Annotated in this window: 11 protein-coding genes and 6 pseudogenes; 8 read left to right on the top strand and 9 right to left on the bottom strand. The window is 68.0% G+C overall.

Going from position 1 to position 21,862, the window contains the following annotated elements; translation table 11 throughout:
- Positions 1 to 27: 27 nt before the first annotated feature.
- From CKW46_RS04495 to ricR, 5 genes and pseudogenes are all read right to left on the bottom strand, one after another.
- A pseudogene (locus CKW46_RS04495) lies at positions 28 to 2,264 on the bottom strand (molybdopterin-dependent oxidoreductase).
- Positions 2,251 to 2,847, bottom strand: coding sequence for a TetR/AcrR family transcriptional regulator (locus CKW46_RS04490; protein WP_041298667.1), 597 nt, complete (start codon positions 2,845 to 2,847; stop codon positions 2,251 to 2,253). The pseudogene CKW46_RS04495 and the gene CKW46_RS04490 overlap by 14 nt, the downstream one beginning before the upstream one ends.
- 197 nt (positions 2,848 to 3,044) lie before the next feature.
- Positions 3,045 to 4,070, bottom strand: coding sequence for a L,D-transpeptidase (locus CKW46_RS04485; RefSeq protein ID WP_482052877.1), 1,026 nt, complete (start codon positions 4,068 to 4,070; stop codon positions 3,045 to 3,047).
- Between the two features lie 119 nt (positions 4,071 to 4,189).
- On the bottom strand, positions 4,190 to 5,446 hold the full coding sequence (locus CKW46_RS04480) for an MFS transporter (RefSeq protein WP_117435334.1): 1,257 nt from the start codon (positions 5,444 to 5,446) through the stop codon (positions 4,190 to 4,192).
- 117 nt (positions 5,447 to 5,563) lie between these two features.
- Positions 5,564 to 5,854, bottom strand: coding sequence for a copper-sensing transcriptional repressor RicR (ricR, locus tag CKW46_RS04475; protein WP_011739296.1), 291 nt, complete (start codon positions 5,852 to 5,854; stop codon positions 5,564 to 5,566).
- 139 nt (positions 5,855 to 5,993) lie between these two features.
- On the opposite strand from ricR, the gene ilvD reads away from it, so the two are divergent.
- The 3 genes from ilvD (at position 5,994) to mymT (ending at position 11,497) form a co-directional block, all read left to right on the top strand.
- A complete protein-coding gene (ilvD, locus tag CKW46_RS04470) occupies positions 5,994 to 7,688 on the top strand; it encodes a dihydroxy-acid dehydratase (protein WP_482052876.1) in 1,695 nt (564 codons plus the stop codon).
- A 225-nt stretch (positions 7,689 to 7,913) separates the two neighbouring features.
- Positions 7,914 to 11,306, top strand: coding sequence for a PE family protein (locus CKW46_RS04465; protein WP_499018817.1), 3,393 nt, complete (start codon positions 7,914 to 7,916; stop codon positions 11,304 to 11,306).
- Positions 11,307 to 11,350: 44 nt separating this feature from the next.
- Positions 11,351 to 11,497: a copper-binding metallothionein MymT gene (gene mymT, locus CKW46_RS04460; protein WP_083866523.1), complete on the top strand. Its 147-nt coding sequence runs from the start codon at positions 11,351 to 11,353 to the stop codon at positions 11,495 to 11,497.
- Positions 11,498 to 11,542: 45 nt separating this feature from the next.
- On the opposite strand, the pseudogene CKW46_RS04455 reads toward mymT, so the two are convergent.
- The 4 genes and pseudogenes from CKW46_RS04455 to CKW46_RS04440 all read right to left on the bottom strand — a co-directional run bounded on the left by CKW46_RS04455 (position 11,543) and on the right by CKW46_RS04440 (position 15,800).
- Positions 11,543 to 13,587 (bottom strand): annotated as a pseudogene (locus CKW46_RS04455) (beta-glucosidase).
- Positions 13,588 to 13,643: 56 nt separating this feature from the next.
- The gene (locus tag CKW46_RS04450; RefSeq protein WP_012392407.1) at positions 13,644 to 14,168 is read right to left on the bottom strand and encodes a TIGR04338 family metallohydrolase; all 525 of its coding nucleotides are present in this window, start codon (positions 14,166 to 14,168) and stop codon (positions 13,644 to 13,646) included.
- Positions 14,165 to 14,914 (bottom strand): DUF2786 domain-containing protein, encoded by a 750-nt coding sequence (locus CKW46_RS04445; protein ID WP_482052874.1) that lies wholly within the window; start codon positions 14,912 to 14,914, stop codon positions 14,165 to 14,167. Before CKW46_RS04445 ends, CKW46_RS04450 begins: the two co-directional genes overlap by 4 nt.
- A 46-nt stretch (positions 14,915 to 14,960) precedes the next feature.
- Positions 14,961 to 15,800, bottom strand: a complete 840-nt coding sequence (locus CKW46_RS04440) for an alpha/beta hydrolase (RefSeq protein WP_012392405.1) — start codon at positions 15,798 to 15,800, stop codon at positions 14,961 to 14,963.
- Here CKW46_RS04440 and CKW46_RS04435 point away from each other — a divergent pair.
- The 5 genes and pseudogenes from CKW46_RS04435 to CKW46_RS04415 all read left to right on the top strand — a co-directional run bounded on the left by CKW46_RS04435 (position 15,748) and on the right by CKW46_RS04415 (position 21,859).
- A pseudogene (locus tag CKW46_RS04435) lies at positions 15,748 to 16,893 on the top strand (sigma-70 family RNA polymerase sigma factor). The gene CKW46_RS04440 and the pseudogene CKW46_RS04435 sit on opposite strands and share 53 nt — an antisense overlap.
- Before the next feature lie 2 nt (positions 16,894 to 16,895).
- Positions 16,896 to 18,322, top strand: a pseudogene (locus CKW46_RS04430) (alpha/beta hydrolase domain-containing protein).
- 199 nt (positions 18,323 to 18,521) lie between these two features.
- A pseudogene (locus CKW46_RS04425) lies at positions 18,522 to 19,246 on the top strand (pirin family protein).
- A gap of 49 nt (positions 19,247 to 19,295) precedes the next feature.
- Positions 19,296 to 20,669: a YhgE/Pip domain-containing protein gene (locus CKW46_RS04420; protein WP_482052873.1), complete on the top strand. Its 1,374-nt coding sequence runs from the start codon at positions 19,296 to 19,298 to the stop codon at positions 20,667 to 20,669.
- Positions 20,670 to 20,732: 63 nt separating this feature from the next.
- Positions 20,733 to 21,859: pseudogene (locus tag CKW46_RS04415) on the top strand (phosphodiester glycosidase family protein).
- Positions 21,860 to 21,862: the final 3 nt, after the last annotated feature.

Genomic DNA, 21,862 nt, shown 5'->3' with positions numbered 1-21,862 from the left:
CGCACGGTTTCGCGGCTGGATATGCGATTACGCGTCTGCTCGGCAGGCCTCGATTCGGGCCGGCACATGCTTGTGCCGGGGCGTCCCGGCGTAGGGGTCGCGCCATTTGGTCGAGGTGAGCGCGTTCGGGGCGACTCCTGGAACAACGGTTCGGCCGTCGCCGTCGACGTAGTCCAGGCCGAAACCGTTGGGCAGCGAGGCATGCCCGGGCAGCATCACCTCGGTGACCTCCACCGTCGCCTCGGCGGCGCCGGCCGCGGTGGTGATCCGGGCCCGGCATCCGTCGGTAAGCCCGAGAGCCTGGGCATCCTCGACGCTGACACGCAGTGCGCCATCGGCGTCGCGTTTGCGCCACGACGGGTCACAGAAGATGTCGTTGGCGGTGTAGGCGCGACGCTCGCCCACCGACAGCACGATCGGCAGCTCTGTGGTGGTCAACGACATCTTCAGGTCGGCCAGTGACCTTATCTCGTCCAGCATTTCGGGAATGCCCAGTGCGATCTTGTGATCGTCGTTATTGATGAGTTCGAAGTCGTCCTCGTAGTTGTGGGCGGTGAAGGTGACCCCGGAGCGGCCGTTGAGGATCGCGTCGAACAGCGCGTTCCCGTCGGTGTGCCCAGCCCGCCGAACCGCATCCGGGTAGGTCATCGCCGTCTTCTGCGCCAGTCCCCACAGCGCGGCGGCGCCGGCCATACCGTCGGGCAAGGTGGGGCCCAGCGTTTCGTAGAGCACATAGGGAAGCAGTTTGGCCACGCTCGGATTGGAGGCCACCGCCACCAGGAACGCCTCGGTGTACGCCTGACGCCCCCGCTGCGCCGCCTCCCGCAGCGGCCGCAGATCATCGTCGGTGACAAAACCCAGGGCGCGCACCAACCGGGCCCAGATCTCGGGTTCGGGCAACGTGCCCGGCAACGGGTCCAGCAGTGGGTGCCGTAGATGCACCGCGTTGTGCGGGAATTCCAGGTTGAAGAAGGTGGCTTCGGGCTTCTCGAATTGCGAAGCGGCCGGTAGCACGTAGTGGGCGAGCCTGGCGGTCTCGGTCATCGCCACATCGATGACCACCATCAGTTCCAGCGCCTCGAACGCCTGCCGGCAGGCCGCCGAATCAGCCAGGGAGTGAGCGGGATTGGCGCTCTCGACGATCATGGCGCGGAATCGGTCGGGGTGGTCGGTGAGAATCTCCTCGGGAACCACGTTGCCGGCACCAGTCCGGCGATGATCCGTGCCCCGGTGACCGGGGTGCGCCCGGAGGTCATGCTGAACAGCGGGGCGAACGACGAATGCAGGTGCTGGCCGCCCTTTTTCGCGAAATTTCCGGTGAGAATCCACAGCATCTTGTTCAGGTAGGAAACCAGCGTGCTGTTGGGTGCCTGCTGGACGCCGAGGTCCTCGAACACCGCGACGCTGGCGGCGCCGCCGATGCGCCGCGCGGCCGCGCGCAGCAACTCCTCGTCGACCCCGCAACGCTGCGCAAACTCGGCGACCGGCACCTCAGCCAAGACCTCCCGGACTTCTTCCACACCGCGCACATGCTCGGCGAGAAATGCTTCGTTACAGAGGTTTTCCTGGACCAGAACCGCCGCCAATGCGGCGACGCACCAGGCGTCGGCGCCGGGGTGCACCCGCAGGTGAAAGTCGGCCATCTTCGCGGTGTCGGTGACGACAGGGTCGATGACGATCATCGACCGGGCGGGATCTTTGGCGATCTCGTTGAGCACCACCCGCGCCCTGGGGAAGCTTTGCGACATCCAGGGGTTCTTCCCGATGAACACCGACACCTCGGCGTGTTCGAACTCACCACGGGTATGACCGCCGTAGAGCTTCCCGTCTATCCACGCCTCCCCGGTCTTCTCCTGTGCCAACGCATTTGACCAGTAGCGGGAGCCCAGGGCTTTCAGGAAGGCGCCACTGTAGACACCGCCGAGGTGATTGCCCTGGCCCCCTCCGCCGTAGTAGAAGATCTTGTCGCCGCCATGCACATCCCGGATGCGCTTGAACCCCTCGGCGATCTCGACAATGGCGGGGTCCCAGTCGATCTCCTCGTAGGTCCCATCCGGGCGGCGCCGCAACGGCGCCGTCAGCCGGCCTCGGCTGTTTTGATAGTGGTCCAGCCGCAAGGCCTTGTTGCAGGTGTACCCCCGTGACGCCGGATGCGCTTTGTCGCCACGAATGCGGGCCAACGTACGATCCTCGACCTGTACCACGATGCCGCAATTGCATTCGCACAGGATGCAGGCCGTGGGCTGCCAGTCAGTTGTGGTCATTGCGATTCCCTTCCGGCCGTTGCGCCAGCAGCATGCTGCGCAGTTGGCGGTGAACAACATCCAGCGGCGTCAGGTCACGCCGCACCCGAGCCAGCAGGAGTGCGCCTTCCAGCGTCGACATCGCCGTCACCGCCAACTCGTGGGCGCTATCCAGGGGTATGCCGTCGCTGACGAACCGCTGCGCGATCAGATCCGACCAGCGGTCGAACACCGCTGCCGCGTGCTCGACCACCGGAGCCATCCGTTCCCGATCCGATGGTTCGCCGGCTTCGACCGAGACCGCCGCGACGGGGCAGCCAGCGCGAAAATCGGTGGCGCGCAGCTGCTCACGATACTGATCGATGAGGGTGTCAAGCAGGTCCAAACTCCGGTTCGCCGAACCGATGATCTTTGCGACATGCGCGCCGGCGTAGTCGACGGCCTCACACAACAACTGAGTGCGTCCGCCCGGGAAGTAGTGGTAGGCCGACCCGCGCGGTGCGCCGCTGTGTTGCAGCACATCGGAGATGGCGGTGGCGCGCGCACCACGCTCGCGAATCAGAAGTACGGCTGAAATGACCATCCGTTCGCGCGGACTCGGCATATGTATGCTGCTATACATAACACCCGGACCGGCGAAAGCCCTGTTCAGAAATCGACATCGGGAATTTGCGGTGGGTTCAGCAGTCCCCGACATGCGAGCGCACTCGCGAAATTGGGCGCCGGGCGCGATTCAGTGCAGATTCAGGGCCGATCTAGGGCCGGTATTGCGCCCTCAGGCGCGCACCAGCACCGGCACCGCTAGATCTGCCAGTCTTGCGCGCCGTCGTTCTTGTTGTAGGTCCCCACCGAGTTCTTCACCACGATCGGGTCACCGCTGCCGAAGTTGTCGAAGAACCACTTGGCGTTGGTCGGGCTGAGGTTGATGCAGCCGTGACTGACATCGCGCTTGCCCTGGTCTCCTACCGACCACGGCGCACTGTGCACGAAGTTGCCGCTGTTATCGATCCGGACGGCGTCGGCGACGGTCACCTTGTAGCCCTGCAGCGAGTTGACCGGCACACCGTAGGTCGAGGAGTCCATCACCACCGTGGGCATCTTCTCCAGCACGTAGTACGTGCCGTTGGGCGTCTGGTGGTTACCGGCCGCCATGCCCATGGACATCGGGAAGGTCTGCTCGACGACCCCGTTGCGGGTGATCGTCATCTGGTGCGTGGCGTCGTCGGCGGTGGCCACCAACGAGTCACCGGTGCGGAAGCTCGATTTGGTGCCCGCCGCGTCGATGTTCACCGCGGTGTTGGCCGGCCAGAATTGGAACGGCCGCCAGCGCACCTGCGTCGGAGTCATCCAATAGAACTTGCCCGGCACCGGCGGAATCGACGAAATGTGGATGGCGCTTTCGGCCATCGCCTGGTCGGCGATCGGCACCTGGAAGTTGATGATGATCGGCTTGGCCACTCCAACCATCGCACCGTCAACCGGGTTGAACGACGGCGGCCGGAACGGGGGCGGGCCGAAGAACGGAGTCGGGTCCTGCCCGGCCACCGGACCGGCAGCGACCGGCACCAATGGCGGCGGGGCCAACGGGTCGGGGAACGGCGGCGGCGCCAGCGGGTCGGGCATCGGCGGCAGCGCCAGCGGCCCCGGCGGCGGGGCCAGCGGGTCCGGCGCGGGTTCGGCCGGGGCAATCACCGGCGGATCGCCGGGAGCGTCATCCGGGTCGGCAACAGCGGGGCCGGCGCCCAGCAGCAGCACGCCAACGACTCCGGCCGCATTGACAGCGGCGAAGAGGCTTCCCCTGATTCGGCCTCTCGTCCAGCGCGACATATGACATCCCTCCGGTCACGTCCTGGAACCCAGTGTGGCATAGCACAGCCACCCGATGCCCATTCCGCGACCGTCCAAAACCCCGTCAGCCGACGATTCCGAGTCTTTGACCTGCGACTTTACTGGTTGTGTGAAGTTGCGCCAGCAACCGCGACCGGGGCCTCGAACACGCGGCGAGCCGACGTCATCCCGACCAGCGCCACGCCCATCAAGCCCGCGGAAGCGGTCAGCATCATCGCCACACTCCGCTCATAGAGCAGCCCACCGATCAACGAGCCGGCCATGATGCCCACCTGAAATGCCGTCACATAAAGGCCGGAGGCGCCGTCCGGGTCGTCGGCCCCGCTGCGCATCGCCGCGGATTGCAGCATCGGCGACACCGCGGTCGCAGCGGCGCCCCACAGCACGATCGCCCCCGTCCCGACCACCAACGCCGTCATCGGGGCCAGGTGACCCCCGAATGCCAGCGCGGTCAGCAGCACGAACGCAAACGTCAGCCCGACCACACAGAAAATGATGGTGCCCTTTGGCCGGCGGTCCAGCGGTCGCGCCACCAGCGCCACCGCGACGACACCCGCGACACCGTAGGCGGCCAACAGCCAGGCCAGGCTGGGCCCACGCACACCGACGACTTGCCGGATGATCACCACGATGTAGGTATAGGAAACGAAATGGCCGGTGACGCCGACCATGGTGATCAGGCTGACGATGATCAGCGCCCGGTTGCGGTGATGCCGCGACCGCGGGCCCACATACTGCAACTGATCGGCGCTAAGCACCATTTCGGGGAGCAACAGCCGGGCGGCCACCGTCACAACGGCGGCCGCGACCGTCACACAAACCGCGGCCAGCCGCCAGCCCCACATCAGGCTCAGGGCCGCGGTGAGCGGGCTGCCGATCACCAGCGCCAGGCTGGTCCCGATGTAGATCGAGGTGGTGGCGCGTCCGGCGTGGCTGGGCGGCACCAATCGGGTAGCGATCGGGGCGATCACCGACCACAGCAAGCCATGGGTGATCGCGCACAGCGCCCGTCCGGCGGCCAGCACCGCAAAATTGGGCGCCAGCGCCGAGATGAGCTGCGAGATGGTCAGACACACCAGGCTGACCATCAGGGCGTGGCGGCGCGGCCAGTGCGCGGTCCAGCGCACCAGCGGAACCGTCGTCAGGGCCGCAACCAGCGCGTACCAGGACAACAGGGTCCCCACCAGTACCACGCTGATGTGCAGGTTCCGCGCGATGGCCGACAAGGCGCCAACCGGCAGGATCTCCGCGGTCACATAGATGAAGGCCGCCGCCGCCAGCACAGACAGTTGTGCAGCGACTCGTGGCGTCCACGGTCGCGCTGCGGTGGTTGCGGTTCGGGCTTCGGAAGTCATGGCGAGTGCGACGGGATCGGCCGGTACTGCGGTAGTGCTACGACCGATCACGCTGCTCTCACCGTACGCACCACACCGGCGGCATTAAACCCGGTGGCCCCGCAACACACCCTCGCGTTACGAACGAACAAGACGTGCGATGGCCGCGGACGCCTCCGCGAGCTTGCCGTCGGCGTCGGTGCCCCCCTCGGCCACCGCGCGGGTGACGCAGTGATTCAGATGTTCGTCGAGCAGGTTCAAGGCCACCGACCGCAGTGCGCTGTTGACGGCGCTGATCTGGGTGAGCACGTCGATGCAGTACTTGTCCTCGTCAATCATGCGGGCGATGCCGCGCACCTGACCCTCGATCCGGCGCAGCCGCTTGGCATAATTTTCCTTCTGCTGCGAATACCCGTGTGCGGTTGTCATAACTCTCCATACGCTCGGAACGCTCCCCCGACGGAAGTCTCTGATCACACTTGCCGGAGGGACTCAGTTGCATGATATACCCCGTTGGGGTATAAGGTCCCGATTTTGGCGACGATGACCCTGCGAGCATACTTGGGCAATGCCAGAAGCCGATATCAAGCCCCGTAGCCGCGACGTCACTGACGGACTGGAAAAAGCCGCTGCCCGTGGCATGTTGCGGGCGGTAGGCATGGTCGACGAAGACTTCGCCAAGGCACAGATCGGGGTTGCCTCGTCCTGGAACGAGATTACGCCGTGCAACCTCTCGCTGGACCGGCTGGCCAAGTCGGTGAAAGAGGGGGTGTTCGCCGCGGGCGGCTACCCGCTTGAGTTCGGCACGATTTCGGTCTCCGACGGCATTTCGATGGGTCACGAGGGCATGCACTTCTCCCTGGTGTCGCGCGAAGTGATCGCCGACAGCGTGGAAACCGTGATGCAGGCCGAGCGCCTCGACGGCTCGGTGCTGCTGGCCGGATGCGACAAATCCCTGCCCGGAATGCTGATGGCCGCCGCCCGTTTGGATTTGGCGTCGGTGTTTCTCTACGCGGGCTCGATCCTTCCGGGGGTCGCCAAGCTCTCCGACGGCAGCGAACGCGAGGTCACCATCATCGACGCGTTCGAAGCGGTCGGCGCGTGCTCGCGAGGGTTGATGAGCCGAGCCGACGTCGACGCCATCGAGCGCGCGATCTGCCCCGGCGAGGGTGCCTGTGGCGGGATGTACACGGCCAACACGATGGCCAGTGCCGCTGAAGCACTTGGCATGTCGCTGCCGGGCAGCGCGGCGCCCCCGGCCACCAACCGCCGCCGCGACGGGTTCGCCCGGCAAAGCGGTCAAGCCGTCATCGAATTGCTGCGCCAGGGCATTACCGCTCGCGACATCATGACCCGGGAGGCGTTCGAGAACGCCATCGCGGTGGTGATGGCATTCGGCGGCTCGACCAATGCGGTGCTGCACCTGCTGGCGATCGCCCATGAGGCCAACGTCGAGCTCACGCTCGACGACTTCAGCCGGATCGGCTCGAAGGTGCCGCACCTAGCCGATGTCAAGCCGTTCGGCCGCCATGTGATGTCCCACGTCGACCACATCGGCGGCGTGCCGGTGGTCATGAAGACTTTGCTGGATGCCGGCCTGCTGCACGGGGATTGCCTGACCGTGACCGGCCGGACCGTGGCCGAGAACCTGGAGGCCATTGCTCCGCCGGACCCGGACGGCAAGGTGCTACGCGCGCTGAACAACCCGATCCATGCGACCGGGGGCATCACCATCCTGCGTGGATCCCTGGCCCCCGAAGGTGCCGTGGTCAAGACGGCCGGCTTGGACACCGATGTATTCGAAGGAACGGCACGGGTTTTCGACGGCGAGCGGGCCGCGCTGGATGCCCTCGAGGACGGCACCATCACCCACGGTGACGTGGTGGTGATCCGTTACGAGGGACCCAAGGGCGGCCCCGGGATGCGGGAGATGCTCGCCATCACCGGCGCGATCAAGGGCGCCGGGCTCGGCAAAGACGTGCTGCTGTTGACCGACGGTCGATTCTCCGGCGGCACAACGGGCTTCTGTGTGGGACACATCGCACCCGAGGCGGTGGATGCCGGACCGATCGCGTTCGTGCGCGACGGCGACCGGATCCGGCTCGACGTTGCCGGCCGGACGCTCGACGTTCTGACCGACCCGGCAGAGTTCGCGGCCCGTCAACAGAATTTCACTCCTCCGGCGCCGCGTTACAAGACCGGCGTACTGGCCAAGTACGTCAAGCTGGTCGGCTCCGCCGCGATCGGCGCGGTCTGCGGCTAACCCGATAAGCCCGGATGGCTTGTGGTTGAGCGGTTCTGGAACCACCAGCCGCCCGGGCCGGTGCCCGCCACCCGGGCCGTACCCACGGCTGCGCCAACGGCGCCCTGGGATGCCGCGCGTTTCCGCGACAACCGCGACAGGCGCCACACCTTGGCGATACCATCGTGGAATCCATCGCCCAGCACCTGCTGGGCGATGGATTCGTGAGGTACAGCGAGGTGCGCGATGACGTTTGTACTGGTCTCCCCGGAAGCCATGGCGTCGGCCGCGGCCGACATAGAGCGCATCGGGGCGCTACTGACCCAGGGAAACGCCGCTGCGGCCAGCCCGACCATCAACGTGGCCAGCGCCGCGGCCGATGAGGTGTCCACAGCGATCGCGGCACTGTTTTCCCAGCACGCCAAGACCTATCAGCTGCTGGCCGCCGAGCTGGCCGCCATTCCTGACCGGTTCACAAAAACCGTTCTGGCTAGCGCGAATTCATATGCCTCTGCCGAGGCGACCAATGCTGCCGACGCCCTGCTCGGGGTGATCAATACGCCCATTCAGGCACTGCTGGGCCGGCCGCTGATCGGCAACAGCGCCAACGGCACCACGGTCAACGGGGTCGGGACGCCGGGCGGAGACGGCGGCATCTTGTACGGCAACGGCGGCAACGGCGGAACCAGCACCAACGCTGCAACGGCCGGCGGCGCCGGCGGATCCGCCGGCCTCATCGGCAATGGCGGCATCGGCGGCCAAGGCGGTGCCGGCGGGATCGGCGGCGCCGGCGGGTCCGCGGCATTTTTCGGCAATGGCGGTGCGGGCGGGCACGGTGGCGCCGGCGGGGCCGGTGGAATCGGGGGCAACGGCGGGTTCTTCGGCAACGGCGGGGCCGGTGGCAACGGCAGCACCGGTGGGGTCGGTCTGGCCGGCGGGGACGGCGGTGCCGGCGGGGCCGGCGGGCGGGCCGGATTGCTTGGCTACGGCGGCGCCGGCGGGGCCGGCGGGCTCGGCGGTAGCGGCGGCGCGGCGCTGCCCAATCAACAGAGCGGGAACGGCGGCGGCGGTGGCCACGGCGGGGCCGGCGGAGCCGCCGGGTGGTTCGGGCACGCGGGTGTCGGTGGCGACGGCGGCACCGGAGGTGCGGGAGGTAATGGACAGGCCGGCCAGCTCAGCAACGACGTCGGCGGCGATGGCGGCCGTGGCGGTGCCGGCGGAGCCGCCGGGGCGGGCGGCGACGCCGGTCTGTTGGGTCTCAATGGCGCCGGCGGCCACGGAGGCGGCGGCGGGATGGGCGGCACCGGCGGTACCGGGGCGGCCGCTGCCGCCGGGATCAACGCGGCCGCCGGCGGCACCGGAGGTGACGGCGGCGCCGCGGGCGCGGGCGGAGCCGCCGGGGTCGGCGGGTTCGGCGGATCGGCCGGTAGCTACGGCAACGGCGGCGGGGGCGGAAACGGCGGCACGGGTGGGGCCGGGGCCAACGCGGTGGCCGGAACCGGCGACAACGGCAGCGACGGCGCCGCTGGTGGCCAGGGTGGCTCCGGCGGCAACAGCGGCGCCGGTGGGACGAACGGCAGCGGCGGCAACGGCGGCCTCGGAGGCGCCGGTGGCGACGGGGGCAGCGGCACCGCCGACACCGGCGGCGGCGCGGGCAACGGGGGCAGCGGCGGCAAGGGCGGTACCGGAGGGGTCAGCGGCGTCGCCGGTAGCGGAGGCGCGGGCGGCACCGGAGGCACCGGAGGCACGGGAGGGGCGGGCGGCACCGGAGGCAACGGCGCAGCGGGCAAGAGCGATACCGGAGACATCGGCGGCAGCGGGGGCTACGGCGGCGACGGCGGAAACGGCGGCAACAGTCTTCCCGGGGGCACCAACGGCGCGGGCGGCACCGGAGGCACCGGAGGCGAGGGCGGAGGGGGCGGCACCGGCACCCCCGATACCGGCAGCGGGGGCGGTGATGGCGGAGACGGCGGCTACGGCGGTAGTGGCGGCAACAGTCTTCCCGGGGGCACCAACGGCGCGGGCGGCACCGGAGGCACCGGAGGCGAGGGCGGAGGGGGCGGCACCGGCACCCCCGATACCGGCAGCGGGGGCGGTGATGGCGGAGACGGCGGCTACGGCGGTAGTGGCGGCTTGCCCGGGCATGGTGATGGCGCCGACGGTGTGGCCGGCACCGGCGGCAAGGGCGGAGCGGCCGGCACCGGCGCGAACGCCACCGCCGGAACCGACCGCTACGGCGGTTATGGCGGCGACGGCGGTGGCGGCGGGGGCGGCGGCACGTCCGGCGACGGCACCCAGGTGGCCTGGGGCCGGGGCGGCGATGGCGGCGACGGTGGACAGGGCGGCTACGGCGGCGCCGGCTCGTTCGAGCAACCCGGCGGCGCCGGCGGCACCGGTGGTACCGGCGGCAATAGTGGCACCGGCGGGGGCGGCGGCTACGGCGGCCCGGGCGACTACAACGAAAACGGCTATGCCGGGGGCAGCGGGGGGACCGGCGGCACCGGCGGTGACCCGGGGACCGGCGGGACGGCGGCCGTCGGCGGCGACGGCGGCACCGGTGGCATCGGCGGAGGCGGCGGCTACGGGGGCACCGGCTTTGATGCGGCGGGCGCCATGGGCGGGATCGGTGGAACCGGCGGCACCGGTGGCAACCCGGGCCCCGGCGGTATCGGCGGCAACGGTGGCGATGGCGGCACCGGCGGCCCCGGCGGGTACGGCGACACCGGCTTCGGAACGGCGGGATACGCCGGCGGCACCGGAGGCACCGGCGGGACAGGCGGTGCCCCCGGGCCCGGCGGTAGTGCCGCCGGCAATGGTGGCGCCGGCGGCATCGGCGGCACCGGCGGCAGCGGGGCCACCTCAGCGGGGTTTGCCGGCGGAGATGGCGGCAAGGGCGGTACCGGTGGCACTGGCGGTTCGGCCGGTGCCGGTGCCGCTAATGGCAGCGGCGGCACCGGCGGCCAAGGCGGATACGCCGGCAAGGGCGGTTACGGCGGCATCACCAACGGCACCTACGAGGGCATGCCCGGCGGCGTCGGCGGAACCGGCGGCGCCGGCGGCGAGGGTGGATTGCCCGGCACCGGCGCGGGCACCGCCGGCAGCATCGGAAGTGCCGGTAACAGGGGCGAAGGCGGGTTCGGTGGCACCGGCGGCAACAGCTACTACGCCGGAAACGCCGGCCCGGGTGGCCAGGGCGGCCAGGGCGGAGCCGGCGCCAACGGCGCTCCCGGCCTGGCCGGCGGCACCGGCGGCGCCGGCGGGTTCGGCGGCACCGGGGAATCGCGAACGGCACCGGAAACGGCGGAACCGGAGGTAAGGGCGGAACCGGCGGCGACGGCGGGACAGGCGGCACCGCAACCACGGCCGGCCAGACTGGCGGCGACGGGGGCGACGGCGGCGCAGGCGGGGCCGGCGGCAACGGCGACGGCGCTGTGGGCGGCATCGGCGGCGGCGGTGGCACCGGCGGCACCGGAGGCACCGGCACCCCGCCCGGCGGAGCCAACGGCGGACCGGGCAAGACCGGCGCGGACGGCCTCGGCGGCCACACCAGCTGAGCCCGACGACCCGATCGGCTACCCCAAAATCACCCATCATCCTTTACCTGATACCCGTATATGGTATATAATCTTGCGGAGGTAAACCGGAGGGACTTCAGTCCCATGACTTGGATAAGGGAGATACCGATGGCAACTCACGAGGCCGGGACCATGTTGACCTGCGGCCACGAAGGCTGCGGCTGTCGCGTTCGGATCGAGGTACCGTGCCACTGCTCGGGCTCCGGCGAGCCCTACCGCTGCAACTGCGGTGACGCCTTGGTTCCCGTCCAGTAGGCATGGGGGGCCGGCCGGATCCCGGGAACTCGTCGATTCCGGCGATCAGCGTCCGAATGTCCGGCCGGCCAGCTCCGCCTCGGCCACCGCGACCGTGTAGGTGCCCGCTTCGATGCGCCAGCACCCGGCGGCGCCGTCGTAGCAGGCCAGCAGTCGTGGATCGGCAACGATCTCCACGGCACACGACTGGCCCGGTTCGAGTTCGACTCGCTCAAACCCCAATAGCCGCAGCCGCGGCTCACCGGTGACCGCGGTCAGGTACACCTGCGGGACATCCGCCCCGCTTCGATCGCCGGTATTGGCGACCCCGAACGTGACCGTCACCGTGTCGCCGCCGCTGACCGCCAGGTCCCGGTAGCCGAAACTGGTGTAGGTCAGCCCATGCCCGAACGCGAAGTTCGGAACCTCTCCGGTGGTAGCGAACCAGCGGTAGCCGATATCGGCGCCCTCGCGGTAGTGGATGCGCATCGGCGCTCCCACCGGCGCCCCGTAGCCGGGGAGCTCCGGGCGCGGTGTCTGGCCGAGGCCGACCGGAAACGTGATCGGCAGCCGCCCGCACGGATTCACCCGGCCGGCCAGGACTTCCGCGATGACCCGGGCACCCGCCTGGCCCGGATACCAGGCCTGCACAATCGCGTTCACCGAGTCTTGCCACGGCATGGCCACCGGGTTGCCGGTCTCGAGCACGACCACCGTGTTCGGGTTTGCCGCCGCCACCGCACTGATCACCGCGTCCTGCCCCCACGGCAGCGTCAAGTCGGCGCTGTCGAAGCCTTCGCCCTCGGCCCGGATTGCGAATACCACCGCGACGTCGGCCCGCCGGGCCACCGCCACCGCCTCCGCTGGGATGATCCCCGGATCGAATTCGAGCTCAGCGTTGCCAAACTGGGTACGCAACTCATCGAGCGGGCTTGACCCAAGCAGATAGAGGTTGCGCACGCCCGCCGTCAGTCCTGCCCCGCCGATCGGAATCACCTCGGCGTAGCCGCCGGGGGAACCACAGCGCTGGAGCCGTAGCCGGCCACCACTCCAAGCTGCGCGTAGCCGCCGATGACGGCGATGCGGGTGCCCGGCGCCGGCGTCAGCGGTAGCACTCCCCTGTTCTGCAGCAGCACAATTCCCTGGCGTGCGATCTCAGCGGCGACCTCGTCGTGGGCATCCATGTCGGGCGCCGGTGCCGGCTCCCAGCGATCGACACCGACCGCGAACATCGACCGCAGGATGCGTCGGACCATCTCCGAGAGGCGAGCTTTGGGAAGCCGCCCCTCGTGGTACGCGGCCCGCAGCGGATCGCCGAATGCCTCTGATTGCCAAAGGATCGCATCGATCTGGGCGCCGCACTCCTGATCCAGGCCACCCAGCGCGCACTCCCATCCCGGCGCGCCGCCCCAGTCCGACATCACCCAACCGCGATATCCCCAGGCCCCTTTGAGCACCTCATTGATCAACTCCCCGTTGGCGGCGGCATACACACCGTTGACTTTGTTGTACGCCGCCATCACCGCGCCGGGCTGGGCGCGTTCGATGGCAATCTCAAAGGCCAGCAAGTCCGATTCGCGGTGGGCATCGGGATCGATGACGGCATCCAACCAGTGCCGGTTGGTCTCATTGCAGTTCAACGAAAAGTGCTTGACCGTTGAGATGACACCCTGTTGCTGGATGCCGATGATCGACTCTGCGACCATGGCCGCCGTCAAAAACGGGTCCTCGGAAAGATATTCGAAGTTGCGCCCGTTGCGCGGGTCCCGAGCCAGGTTCATCGCTCCCGCCAATTGGACGTTGAACCCGCGGCTGCGGGCCTCGCGACCGATCACTTCACCCGCGCTACGGGCGAGCGCAGGGTTGAAACTGGCCGCCAGCGCAAGTCCGGCCGGCAATGCGGTGGCGGTGTCACCGGGGCGATACCCGGGATTGGTGACGCCCAGGCCGGCATCGCTCATCAGCAACGCCGGCACCCCGAGCCGTGCAATCCCCGGCACGTACCCGGCAGACATCGGCACGTCCGCGGGTATGCGTTCATCACGCAGCGGCCACAGGTCGCCGGCCCCCATCACACCCAGCAACAGCGAGAAGCGCTCCTCGTCGGTCATTTCGGACTCAACTTGGCGGGCACGGACGTCAGCGGGGGCATCGTGACCCGACGAGCTCACCGCACACCCTCTTTCGCGTACACAACCCGCAGCACGTGACCGAGTTCGGGCCCCATCACCAACTCGGCCAGGGTGCACATCGTCGCCACGAACTCCGGGCCGTGCGGCGGCGGCACCTGACACAGATGATGCGCCACTTCATGCAGCACCACCAGCTCGCGCATCGCCCAATCGCCGGCGCCACGGCCGGGACCAGCGCCGGGAACGGCAATGGTTCCCACGCCACCGCGGTTTTCGTAGTGCGCCGCGGTGGCCGCCTGGCGCGCCCGCACCCGCAGCGGTGACACGGCGGGCCAGTGTTGCCGCACCGCGGGCAGCCCCAGCACGGAATCGACATAACTCTGCACCGACGACACCGACGCAAACCGGCCTTCCGGCGGCAGTGTCAACTGCGTTCCGAAGAACTCCACGCTGGGTGTGCCGTGTTCGGCGGCACGATCGAACAGGGTCCGGACGAACTCCTCGGCCGCGTACACCTTGGCACGCTGGAAGTCCCTTTTGGACGACTCCGCCGCTGTCACCGATCCAGGGCGGTCCTCGCCCCGGGCAGTTCGGGGCTTTTCCCAAGCCGCGCCTGGCGCCCGGCCCGGTCGCCCGCGCGCCGCGCCGCCGATGAATACCCGGCAGAGGCCCTGGTGGCCCGCCAGGTACCACGCGCCTGCGACGCACTGCGGTAATGGTCGCGCAATTCAAGTTCCTTGTCCCGCAGCGCGATCTCGGTGCCCGGCGCCCGGCTTCGGTCCATGGCAGCTTCGGTTTTCGCCTGCTCGCGCGCCTCGGCCAGGCGCTGACCGACCCGCGCCCCGAACGCCAATTGAAAGTTGAGCCGGGCGGTGATCGTCGGGGTGGGCCGGTGCGCGCCCGTGGCCAGGTAGCCATCCGACGCCCGCACCATCTGGACCACCAGGCTGGCGTACAGCGCGTGGGTCGCATCGATGTCCTCGGTGAACCCATAGGCGTAGAGGAACGTCGAATTCGTTGCGATGTCACAACGCACGTCATTTGCCGCGCCGATGAGCACGAACAACTGGGCATAGGTCCGCAGACCGCGGGTGCCCGCCGTCCCGATGGTGATGGTGCGCTGGGTCGGCGCCGAAGCGGCGGACCGATGGGCCGAATGAGAGCGGGCCACGGCCAGGTCGATGGAGGCCGCGGTGGCCAGCCGTTGGGCAGCGCTCATGAAAGCATCGGCTTCGTGGGCGTTGTCGGTGCCTTCGGCCTGACGCAGCAGGGCCGCGATACGGGCCAGCATCTTGTCGTCGGTCATGGCGCCAAACTACGGAAGTGATCCGACATTTCCGGGTCCATGCGGTTTACAGCCGCGCAGTGATCCAGGAGACCACATCGTCGAGCACCTGATCACGCTCCGGCTCGTTGAAGGCCTCGTGGTACAGCCCGGGATACTCCTTGAGTTCGACGTCGGCGGATCCGACATGTCCGACCAGGCGACGACTGCCCTCGATCGGAATCAATCGGTCATCGGTGCCGTGTATCACCAGCAGCGGCGCCGTCAAGGCTGGAGCCCGCCGAGGCATGGTCTCCCCCACCTGCAGCAGCGCCCGACCGATTCCGGCCGGGACTCGACCGTGGTAGACCTGCGGATCGTTCTGGTAGGCCGCCACCACCTCCGGATCGCGGGATATGGCGGTGAAGTCCAGTTCCTGTACCGGCAGCCCCGGCACCACCACGCCAAGAACTTTGGCGGCCGCCGCGATCACCGGTGACACCAGATCCTGGGCCGCCACCGCCGGCGCCGAGAGCACCATCAGGTCGTAGTTGTCCGGGCGCTCGACGCCGTAGGCGAACACGATCCCGCCGCCCATGCTGTGTCCGAGCACGATGCACTTCAGGCCCGGGTTGTCCCGGGTGGCGATGCCCACCAGGGTGTCGAAGTCGGCGGTGTACTCGGAGATGTCTCGAACCAGCACCCGCTTGCCGCCGGAGCGGCCGTGGCCACGGTGGTCAAGGGCATAGGTGACCAACCCGGCCGCTCCCAACCGTTGGGCGACGTGATCGTAACGGCGGGCATGCTCACCCAGCCCGTGAGCCAGCACGACGACCGCCTTCGGCGCGGCATCCGGCGTCCAGACGTCGTAGACGATGTGCACGCCGCCGACACCGTCGAAGGTCCGTTCAGTGCGGGTCGTATTCATTACCGGCAGCGTAGTTGCTCGAGGACTGGGAATGTCAGCGACTCTGCGTAGGCTCATTGACGTGAGTGCGCTCGCCGGGAACTCCACGCAGAACTCCATAGCGAACTTCACCGCCCCCACCGCCGAACGCGAGCGGCCGGCCGGCGACGAATTCGCTGTCCACGCCGAGCCCTACCGGCGTGAGTTGCTGGCCCACTGCTACCGGATGACCGGGTCGGTACATGACGCCGAGGATCTGGTGCAGGAGACGCTGCTGCGGGCGTGGAAGTCCTACCACCGCTTCGAGGGCAAGTCCTCGCTGCGGACCTGGCTGCACCGGATCGCCACCAACACCTGCCTGAGCGCGTTAGAGGGTCGGCAACGCAGGCCCTTGCCGACGGGGCTGGCGGCCTCGGGTTCGGATCCGACGGCACCGCTGGTCGAGCGCGCCGAAGTGCCCTGGCTCGAGCCATTGCCCGATTTGATGGCCGATCCGGCGGATCCATCGGTCATCGTCGGCTCCCGGGAATCGGTCCGGTTGGCCTTCGTCGCCGCGTTGCAGCATCTGTCTCCCCGGCAACGAGCGGTGCTGCTGTTGCGAGACGTGCTGCAATGGAATGCCGCCGAGGTGGCCGAAGCGATCGGCACGACCACCGTCGCCGTGAACAGCCTGCTGCAACGGGCCCGGGCACAGCTCGAGACCGCCCAGCCCAGTGCCGATGACGGACTGGTCGCACCCGATTCGCCGGAAGCCCAAGACCTGCTGACTCGCTACATCGCCGCATTCGAGGCCCACGACATCGACCGGCTGGTGGAGATATTCACCGCCGAGGCGATCTGGGAGATGCCCCCCTATGCCGGCTGGTATCAGGGCGCGCGCGACATCATCACGCTCATTCACCAGCAGTGCCCGGCCGAATGTCCCGGCGATATGCGACTTATTCCGTTGGTCGCCAACGGCCAGCCCGCCGCGGCCATGTACATGCGGGCGGGTGAGACCCATGTGCCCTTTCAGTTGCATGTGCTGGATATGGTTGACGGCTGAGTGTCACATGTGACGGCCTTCCTGGACGGCTCACTGTTCCCGAAATTCGGCCTGCCGGCTTCGATTTGACGATGGCCGGTTCCTTGCGCGTCGCGCCCGTGCCCGGCAAGCCGGCGCTGCTGTTGGGCGCCTTCGATTTGGGCGGGCTGGGCTACCTCGTCGAGGAGTTCTTCGTCTCCGGAACGGCGCATTCCTATGTCCCCGCGGCCGAGCTCGGCGCCGATGGCCGTTGGGACGTAATACCTTCGGACACCGCCGATTACACGACCCGGATGGTGGTGCTGACTCCGGCGGATCCGGCCAGGTTCAACGGCACGGTGCTGCTGGAATGGCTCAACGTCAGCGGCGGCATCGACGCTCCAGCGGTATGGATGATGGCGCATCGCGAAATTGTTCGCGCCGGATACGCCTACGTTGCGATCTCGGCCCAACGGGTCGGCGTCGAAGGTGGCCCCAGCCTGCTTGGCGCGGACCTGTCACTCAAGAACCAAGACCCAGCGCGCTACCGATCCCTGCACCACCCCGGCGACGCCTTCTGCTACGACATCTTCTCCCAGGCCGGCGGACTGCTCCGGGATGCCGATCCTCATGACCTGCTGCGCGGTCTGCGCCTACAACACCTGGTGGCCATGGGCGAGTCCCAATCGGCGATGTTCTTGACGACCTACATCAATGCCGTCGACCCGCTGGCCGAGATCTACGACGGATTCCTCGTGCATTCGCGATTCGCCTCCGCCGCACCGCTGGACGGCGGCTCCGTATTCGAGGAATCCGAAACACCACAAGCGGTCACCTTCCGTCCGGATCTTCGGGTCCCACTGATCACGATCATCACCGAAACCGACCTGTTCGGGGGTGTGCGCCGGGGTTACGTCTACACGCGTCAGCCCGACAATCAGTGGCTGCGGGTCTGGGAGATTCCCGGGGCCGCTCATGCCGACAACTACACGATCCAGGTCGCACCGATCGACACCGGCGACGCGCCGCTGGACGCGATCGTGGCCGCCTATGCGCCGACCGACACCCTGATGGGGCGCCAACTTGACTACTACATCAACTTTGCGCCGCAGCAGCACTACGTGGTTCAGGCGGCGGTGAGCGCGCTGAGCTCCTGGGTCCGCACCGGCGAGCCGGCGCCCACGCGGCTCGCATCGCGATGCACGACAGCGATCTGGCCCGGCCCGTGCTGGATCGCAACGGCCTGGCCACCGACGGCATCCGAACCCCGTGGGTGGATGTGCCGATCGCACGGACATCCGGCCACGGCGCCCAGGACAGCATCATGGCCGCCATCTTCGGCTCCGGCGAACCCTTCGACGCCGCCACCTTGGACCGGCTCTATCCGGGCGGAGCGCAACAGTATCTCGACAACTTCAGCGCCGCGCTGGACCGGACAATCGAAAGCGGATTCATCTTGTCGGCCGACCGCGGCGAGATCCTCCAACTCGCGACCGCCACCTTCCCCGGCTCCGGATCGCAGCGCCTAACGCGCCGCTAGCGCTGGGCGCATCGCCGGCCAAACCGTCAGGCAGCAAACGATATTGATGCCATTCCCGCGGCGCTGCGGCAGCACGCGTTCACCGGAAGGCAGGGCGGTTCGACTGCGGTGAATCTGAATCAACCTCGGCAACAAAGTGATTCGACGCACGACGCGGGGCGCACGCGCGGGGCCCCTGTACCGGATTAATGTGGAGACCATGCCCGCCACCGTGCAGATTAGGCGCGCGGCCGACCGAGCCGTCACCACCACATCCTGGCTGACGTCCAGACATTCGTTCTCGTTCGGCGACCACTACGACCCCGACAACACCCACCACGGCTTGCTGCTGGTCAGCAACGATGACGTGGTGCAACCCCGAAGCGGCTTCGACACGCACCCGCATCGGGACATGGAGATCGTGACTTGGGTACTCGAAGGCGAACTGACACACCGGGACTCCACAGGCAACCACGGCGTGATCTATCCCGGCCTGCCCAACGCATGTCGGCGGGCAGCGGCATCCTGCATTCGGAGACCAACGATTCGCAGTCACAGCCGGTGCATTTCGTGCAGATGTGGGTCGCGCCCGACGAGACGGGCATCACACCGAGCTACCAACAGCGTGAAATCGATCACCGGCTGTTCGACGGCGGCCTGGTCACCGTCGCCTCGGGTATCCCCGGCCAGGACGCGGCGATCACCCTGCACAACCGCCACGCCGCGCTGCATTGCGCGCGGTTGCGCCCGGGCGACACCATCGACCTGCCGTCGGCCTCCTACCTGCACTTATTCGTTGCCCGGGGACGGCTCGGACTGGAATCATTCGGTGATGTGAGCACCGGAGATGCGGTCCGCTTCACCGACGTCGAAGCCCCGCGCCTGATCGCGCATGCGCCCGCGGAGGTATTGATCTGGGAGATGCGCTCGATCCTGGGCAGCTGAGGATATCCAGCAAGGCCACATAGAGTGGGCACGACAGACAGGAGCCCACATGTCTCAATCGCAGCCGCGCCATGCGGCGCCGAACCCCAAGCGAAGTATCAAGTCGCTTCGGACCGTGCGGTTCTGGACGGCGCCGGTCGTCATCACCCTGGCCTTGATGTCCGCGCTGGCGGCGCTGTACCTGGGCGGAATCCTGAATCCGACCACCAATCTGCGCCAGTTCCCCATCGCCTTGGTCAACGAGGACGCCGGGCCCGCCGGCAAGCAGATTGTCGACGGCATCGTCGCCGGATTGGACAAGAACAAATTCGATGTCCGGGTGGTCGACCACGAACAGGCCCAGCGGCTGCTGGACCGGGCCCAGGTCTACGGCTCGGCGGTAATACCGCCGACCTTCTCCTCCCAGCTGCGCGACTTCGCGGTAAGCGCGGTCCAGCCCGGTTCCACCGACCGGCCCGTGATCACCATCTCCACCAATCCGCGTGCCGGCACCCTGGGCGCCAGCATCGCCGGCCAGACCCTGACGCAGGCGATGGCGGCCGCCAATAGCAAAGTCGGCGAACGTGTTACGGCCGAGGTGGCGGCGCAGACCGGCGGCGCGCCACTGTCCGGCGCATCGGCGCTCGGGCTGGCCAGCCCCATCGACGTCAAGACCACCGTGTACAATGCGCTGCCCAACGGGACCGGCAACGGCTTGTCGGCCTTCTACTACGCGCTGTTGCTGCTGCTGGCCGGCTTCACAGGCAGCATCGTGGTGAGCACCTTGGTGGACTCACTGCTGGGATACGTGCCGGCCGAGTTCGGCCCCGTCTACCGCTTCGCCGAGCAGGTCAACATCTCGCGATTCCGCACCCTGTTGCTCAAGTGGGGATTGATGACGGTGCTGGCATTGCTCACCTCGGCGGTCTATATGGCCATCGCCCATGGGCTCGGCATGCCCATTCCGGCGGGCTGGAAGTTATGGCTATACGGGGTGTTCGCGATCACCGCGGTGGGCGTGACGTCCAGTTCGCTGATCGCGGTGCTGGGCTCCATGGGCCTGCTGGCCAGCATGCTGGTCTTTGTCATCCTCGGCCTGCCGTCGGCCGGCGCCACGGTCCCACTGGAGGCGGTGCCGCCGTTCTTCCGCTGGCTGGCCAAATTCGAGCCGATGCACCAGGTATTTCTGGGCGTGCGATCGCTGTTGTATCTCAACGGTCAACCGGAGTCCGGGTTGTCGCACGCGCTGTTGATGACGGCGATCGGCCTGGTCATCGGCCTGTTGCTAGGTGGCCTCACCACCCACCTCTATGACCGCAAGGGCTTCCACCGGATTCCCGGCGCGGTGGAGATGGCGATTGCGGCGGAGCACCAAGCGCAGCATCAGGCCAAGGAGCGCGCCCGCGACCGTGATTCAACTGAAAGCTCAAGCGAGGAAACGTAATTAGGGTGCGGCCGTGCCGTCACCCCGCTGTGACTTTTGTTGACAGTGGGGCGGATGTGCCTGATGCTAGGGGGGTTGCTCCTCGACCTGGGCCGAAAGGGCTACCTCGTGCTGACGGCATTTGCCAGCCTGCGCCGACTCACGGCCTGCTTTGCCGTCCTGGCGGTGTGCGCGACGTTGGCCACCACCACAGGACGGCCGCTGGCCCGCGCCGCTGACGGACGCGAGATGCTCGAGCACGCCATTGCCACCACCCGGGGCTCCTATCTGGTCTACAACTTCGGCGGTGGCCATCCCATGCCGCTGCTCAACGGGGCCGGCCATTGGTATGAGATGAACAATGGCGGGCATCTGATGATCATCAAGAATGCGTCGCAGCGGTTGCAGCCGCATCTGTTGGTTGACACGCACACCGGCGACCAGGCCCGCTGCGAGCGCAACCCGGGGGCCCGCACCAGCGAAGGGCTATGGCAGGCGTCGGAGATCTACCCGCCGCTTCAGGCGTGGCAGCGGATGGGACAGCCGACCATTGCCATCAACGCCAATTTCTTCGACGTGCGGGGGCAGAAGGGCGGTTCGTGGCGGACCACCGGTTGCAGTTCGCCGCTGGGCGCCTTCGTGGACAACACCCACGGGATGGGACGCGCCAACCAGGCCGTGACCGGCACCGTCGCCTACGCGGGCAAGCAGGGATTGTCCGGCGGAAATGAGGTTTGGACGTCCCTGACGACCATGATCATTCCGGTCGGCGGCGCACCATATGTGTTGCGCCCCAAGGGTAGGCAGGACTACGACCTCGCCACCCCGGTGATCCAGGATCTGCTCAACAAGAATGCGAAATTCGTCGCGGTCGCGGGCATCGGCCTGCTGTCCCCGGCGATATCGGACAGCTGCACGACGGCGGCCCTAGTGCGGCGCGGACGGCCCTTGCCTACTCCAAGCCGAAAGACGAGATGTACATCTTTGAGGGCGGCAGCTACACCCCGGACAACATCCAGGACCTGTTCCGAGGCCTGGGCAGCGACACTGCCATCCTGCTCGACGGCGGTGGGTCGTCCGCGATCGTGTTGCGCCGCGACACCGGGGGCATGTGGGCCGGGGCGGGAGCACCGAAAGGCTCGTGTGACACCCGCCAGGTCCTGTGCGATTCACACGAGCGGGCGCTGCCCAGCTGGCTCGCGTTCAACTAGCCC

The sequence above is a fragment of the Mycobacterium liflandii genome, assembly GCF_022354805.1.
Lineage (GTDB): Bacteria > Actinomycetota > Actinomycetes > Mycobacteriales > Mycobacteriaceae > Mycobacterium > Mycobacterium marinum.
Note: the sequence above shows the minus strand (reverse complement) of the source record. Positions and strands in the feature narration are given on the sequence as shown.

What these genes read in the sequence shown, in the direction of transcription:
- CKW46_RS04490 (WP_041298667.1), bottom strand. Translation starts at nt 2,847, where the DNA reads ATGCCGAGTCCGCGCGAACGGATGGTCATTTCAGCCGTACTTCTGATT.
- CKW46_RS04485 (WP_482052877.1), bottom strand. Translation starts at nt 4,070, where the DNA reads ATGTCGCGCTGGACGAGAGGCCGAATCAGGGGAAGCCTCTTCGCCGCT.
- CKW46_RS04480 (WP_117435334.1), bottom strand. Translation starts at nt 5,446, where the DNA reads ATGACTTCCGAAGCCCGAACCGCAACCACCGCAGCGCGACCGTGGACG.
- ricR (WP_011739296.1), bottom strand. Translation starts at nt 5,854, where the DNA reads ATGACAACCGCACACGGGTATTCGCAGCAGAAGGAAAATTATGCCAAG.
- ilvD (WP_482052876.1), top strand. Translation starts at nt 5,994, where the DNA reads ATGCCAGAAGCCGATATCAAGCCCCGTAGCCGCGACGTCACTGACGGA.
- CKW46_RS04465 (WP_499018817.1), top strand. Translation starts at nt 7,914, where the DNA reads ATGACGTTTGTACTGGTCTCCCCGGAAGCCATGGCGTCGGCCGCGGCC.
- mymT (WP_083866523.1), top strand. Translation starts at nt 11,351, where the DNA reads ATGGCAACTCACGAGGCCGGGACCATGTTGACCTGCGGCCACGAAGGC.
- CKW46_RS04445 (WP_482052874.1), bottom strand. Translation starts at nt 14,914, where the DNA reads ATGACCGACGACAAGATGCTGGCCCGTATCGCGGCCCTGCTGCGTCAG.
- CKW46_RS04440 (WP_012392405.1), bottom strand. Translation starts at nt 15,800, where the DNA reads ATGAATACGACCCGCACTGAACGGACCTTCGACGGTGTCGGCGGCGTG.
- CKW46_RS04420 (WP_482052873.1), top strand. Translation starts at nt 19,296, where the DNA reads ATGTCTCAATCGCAGCCGCGCCATGCGGCGCCGAACCCCAAGCGAAGT.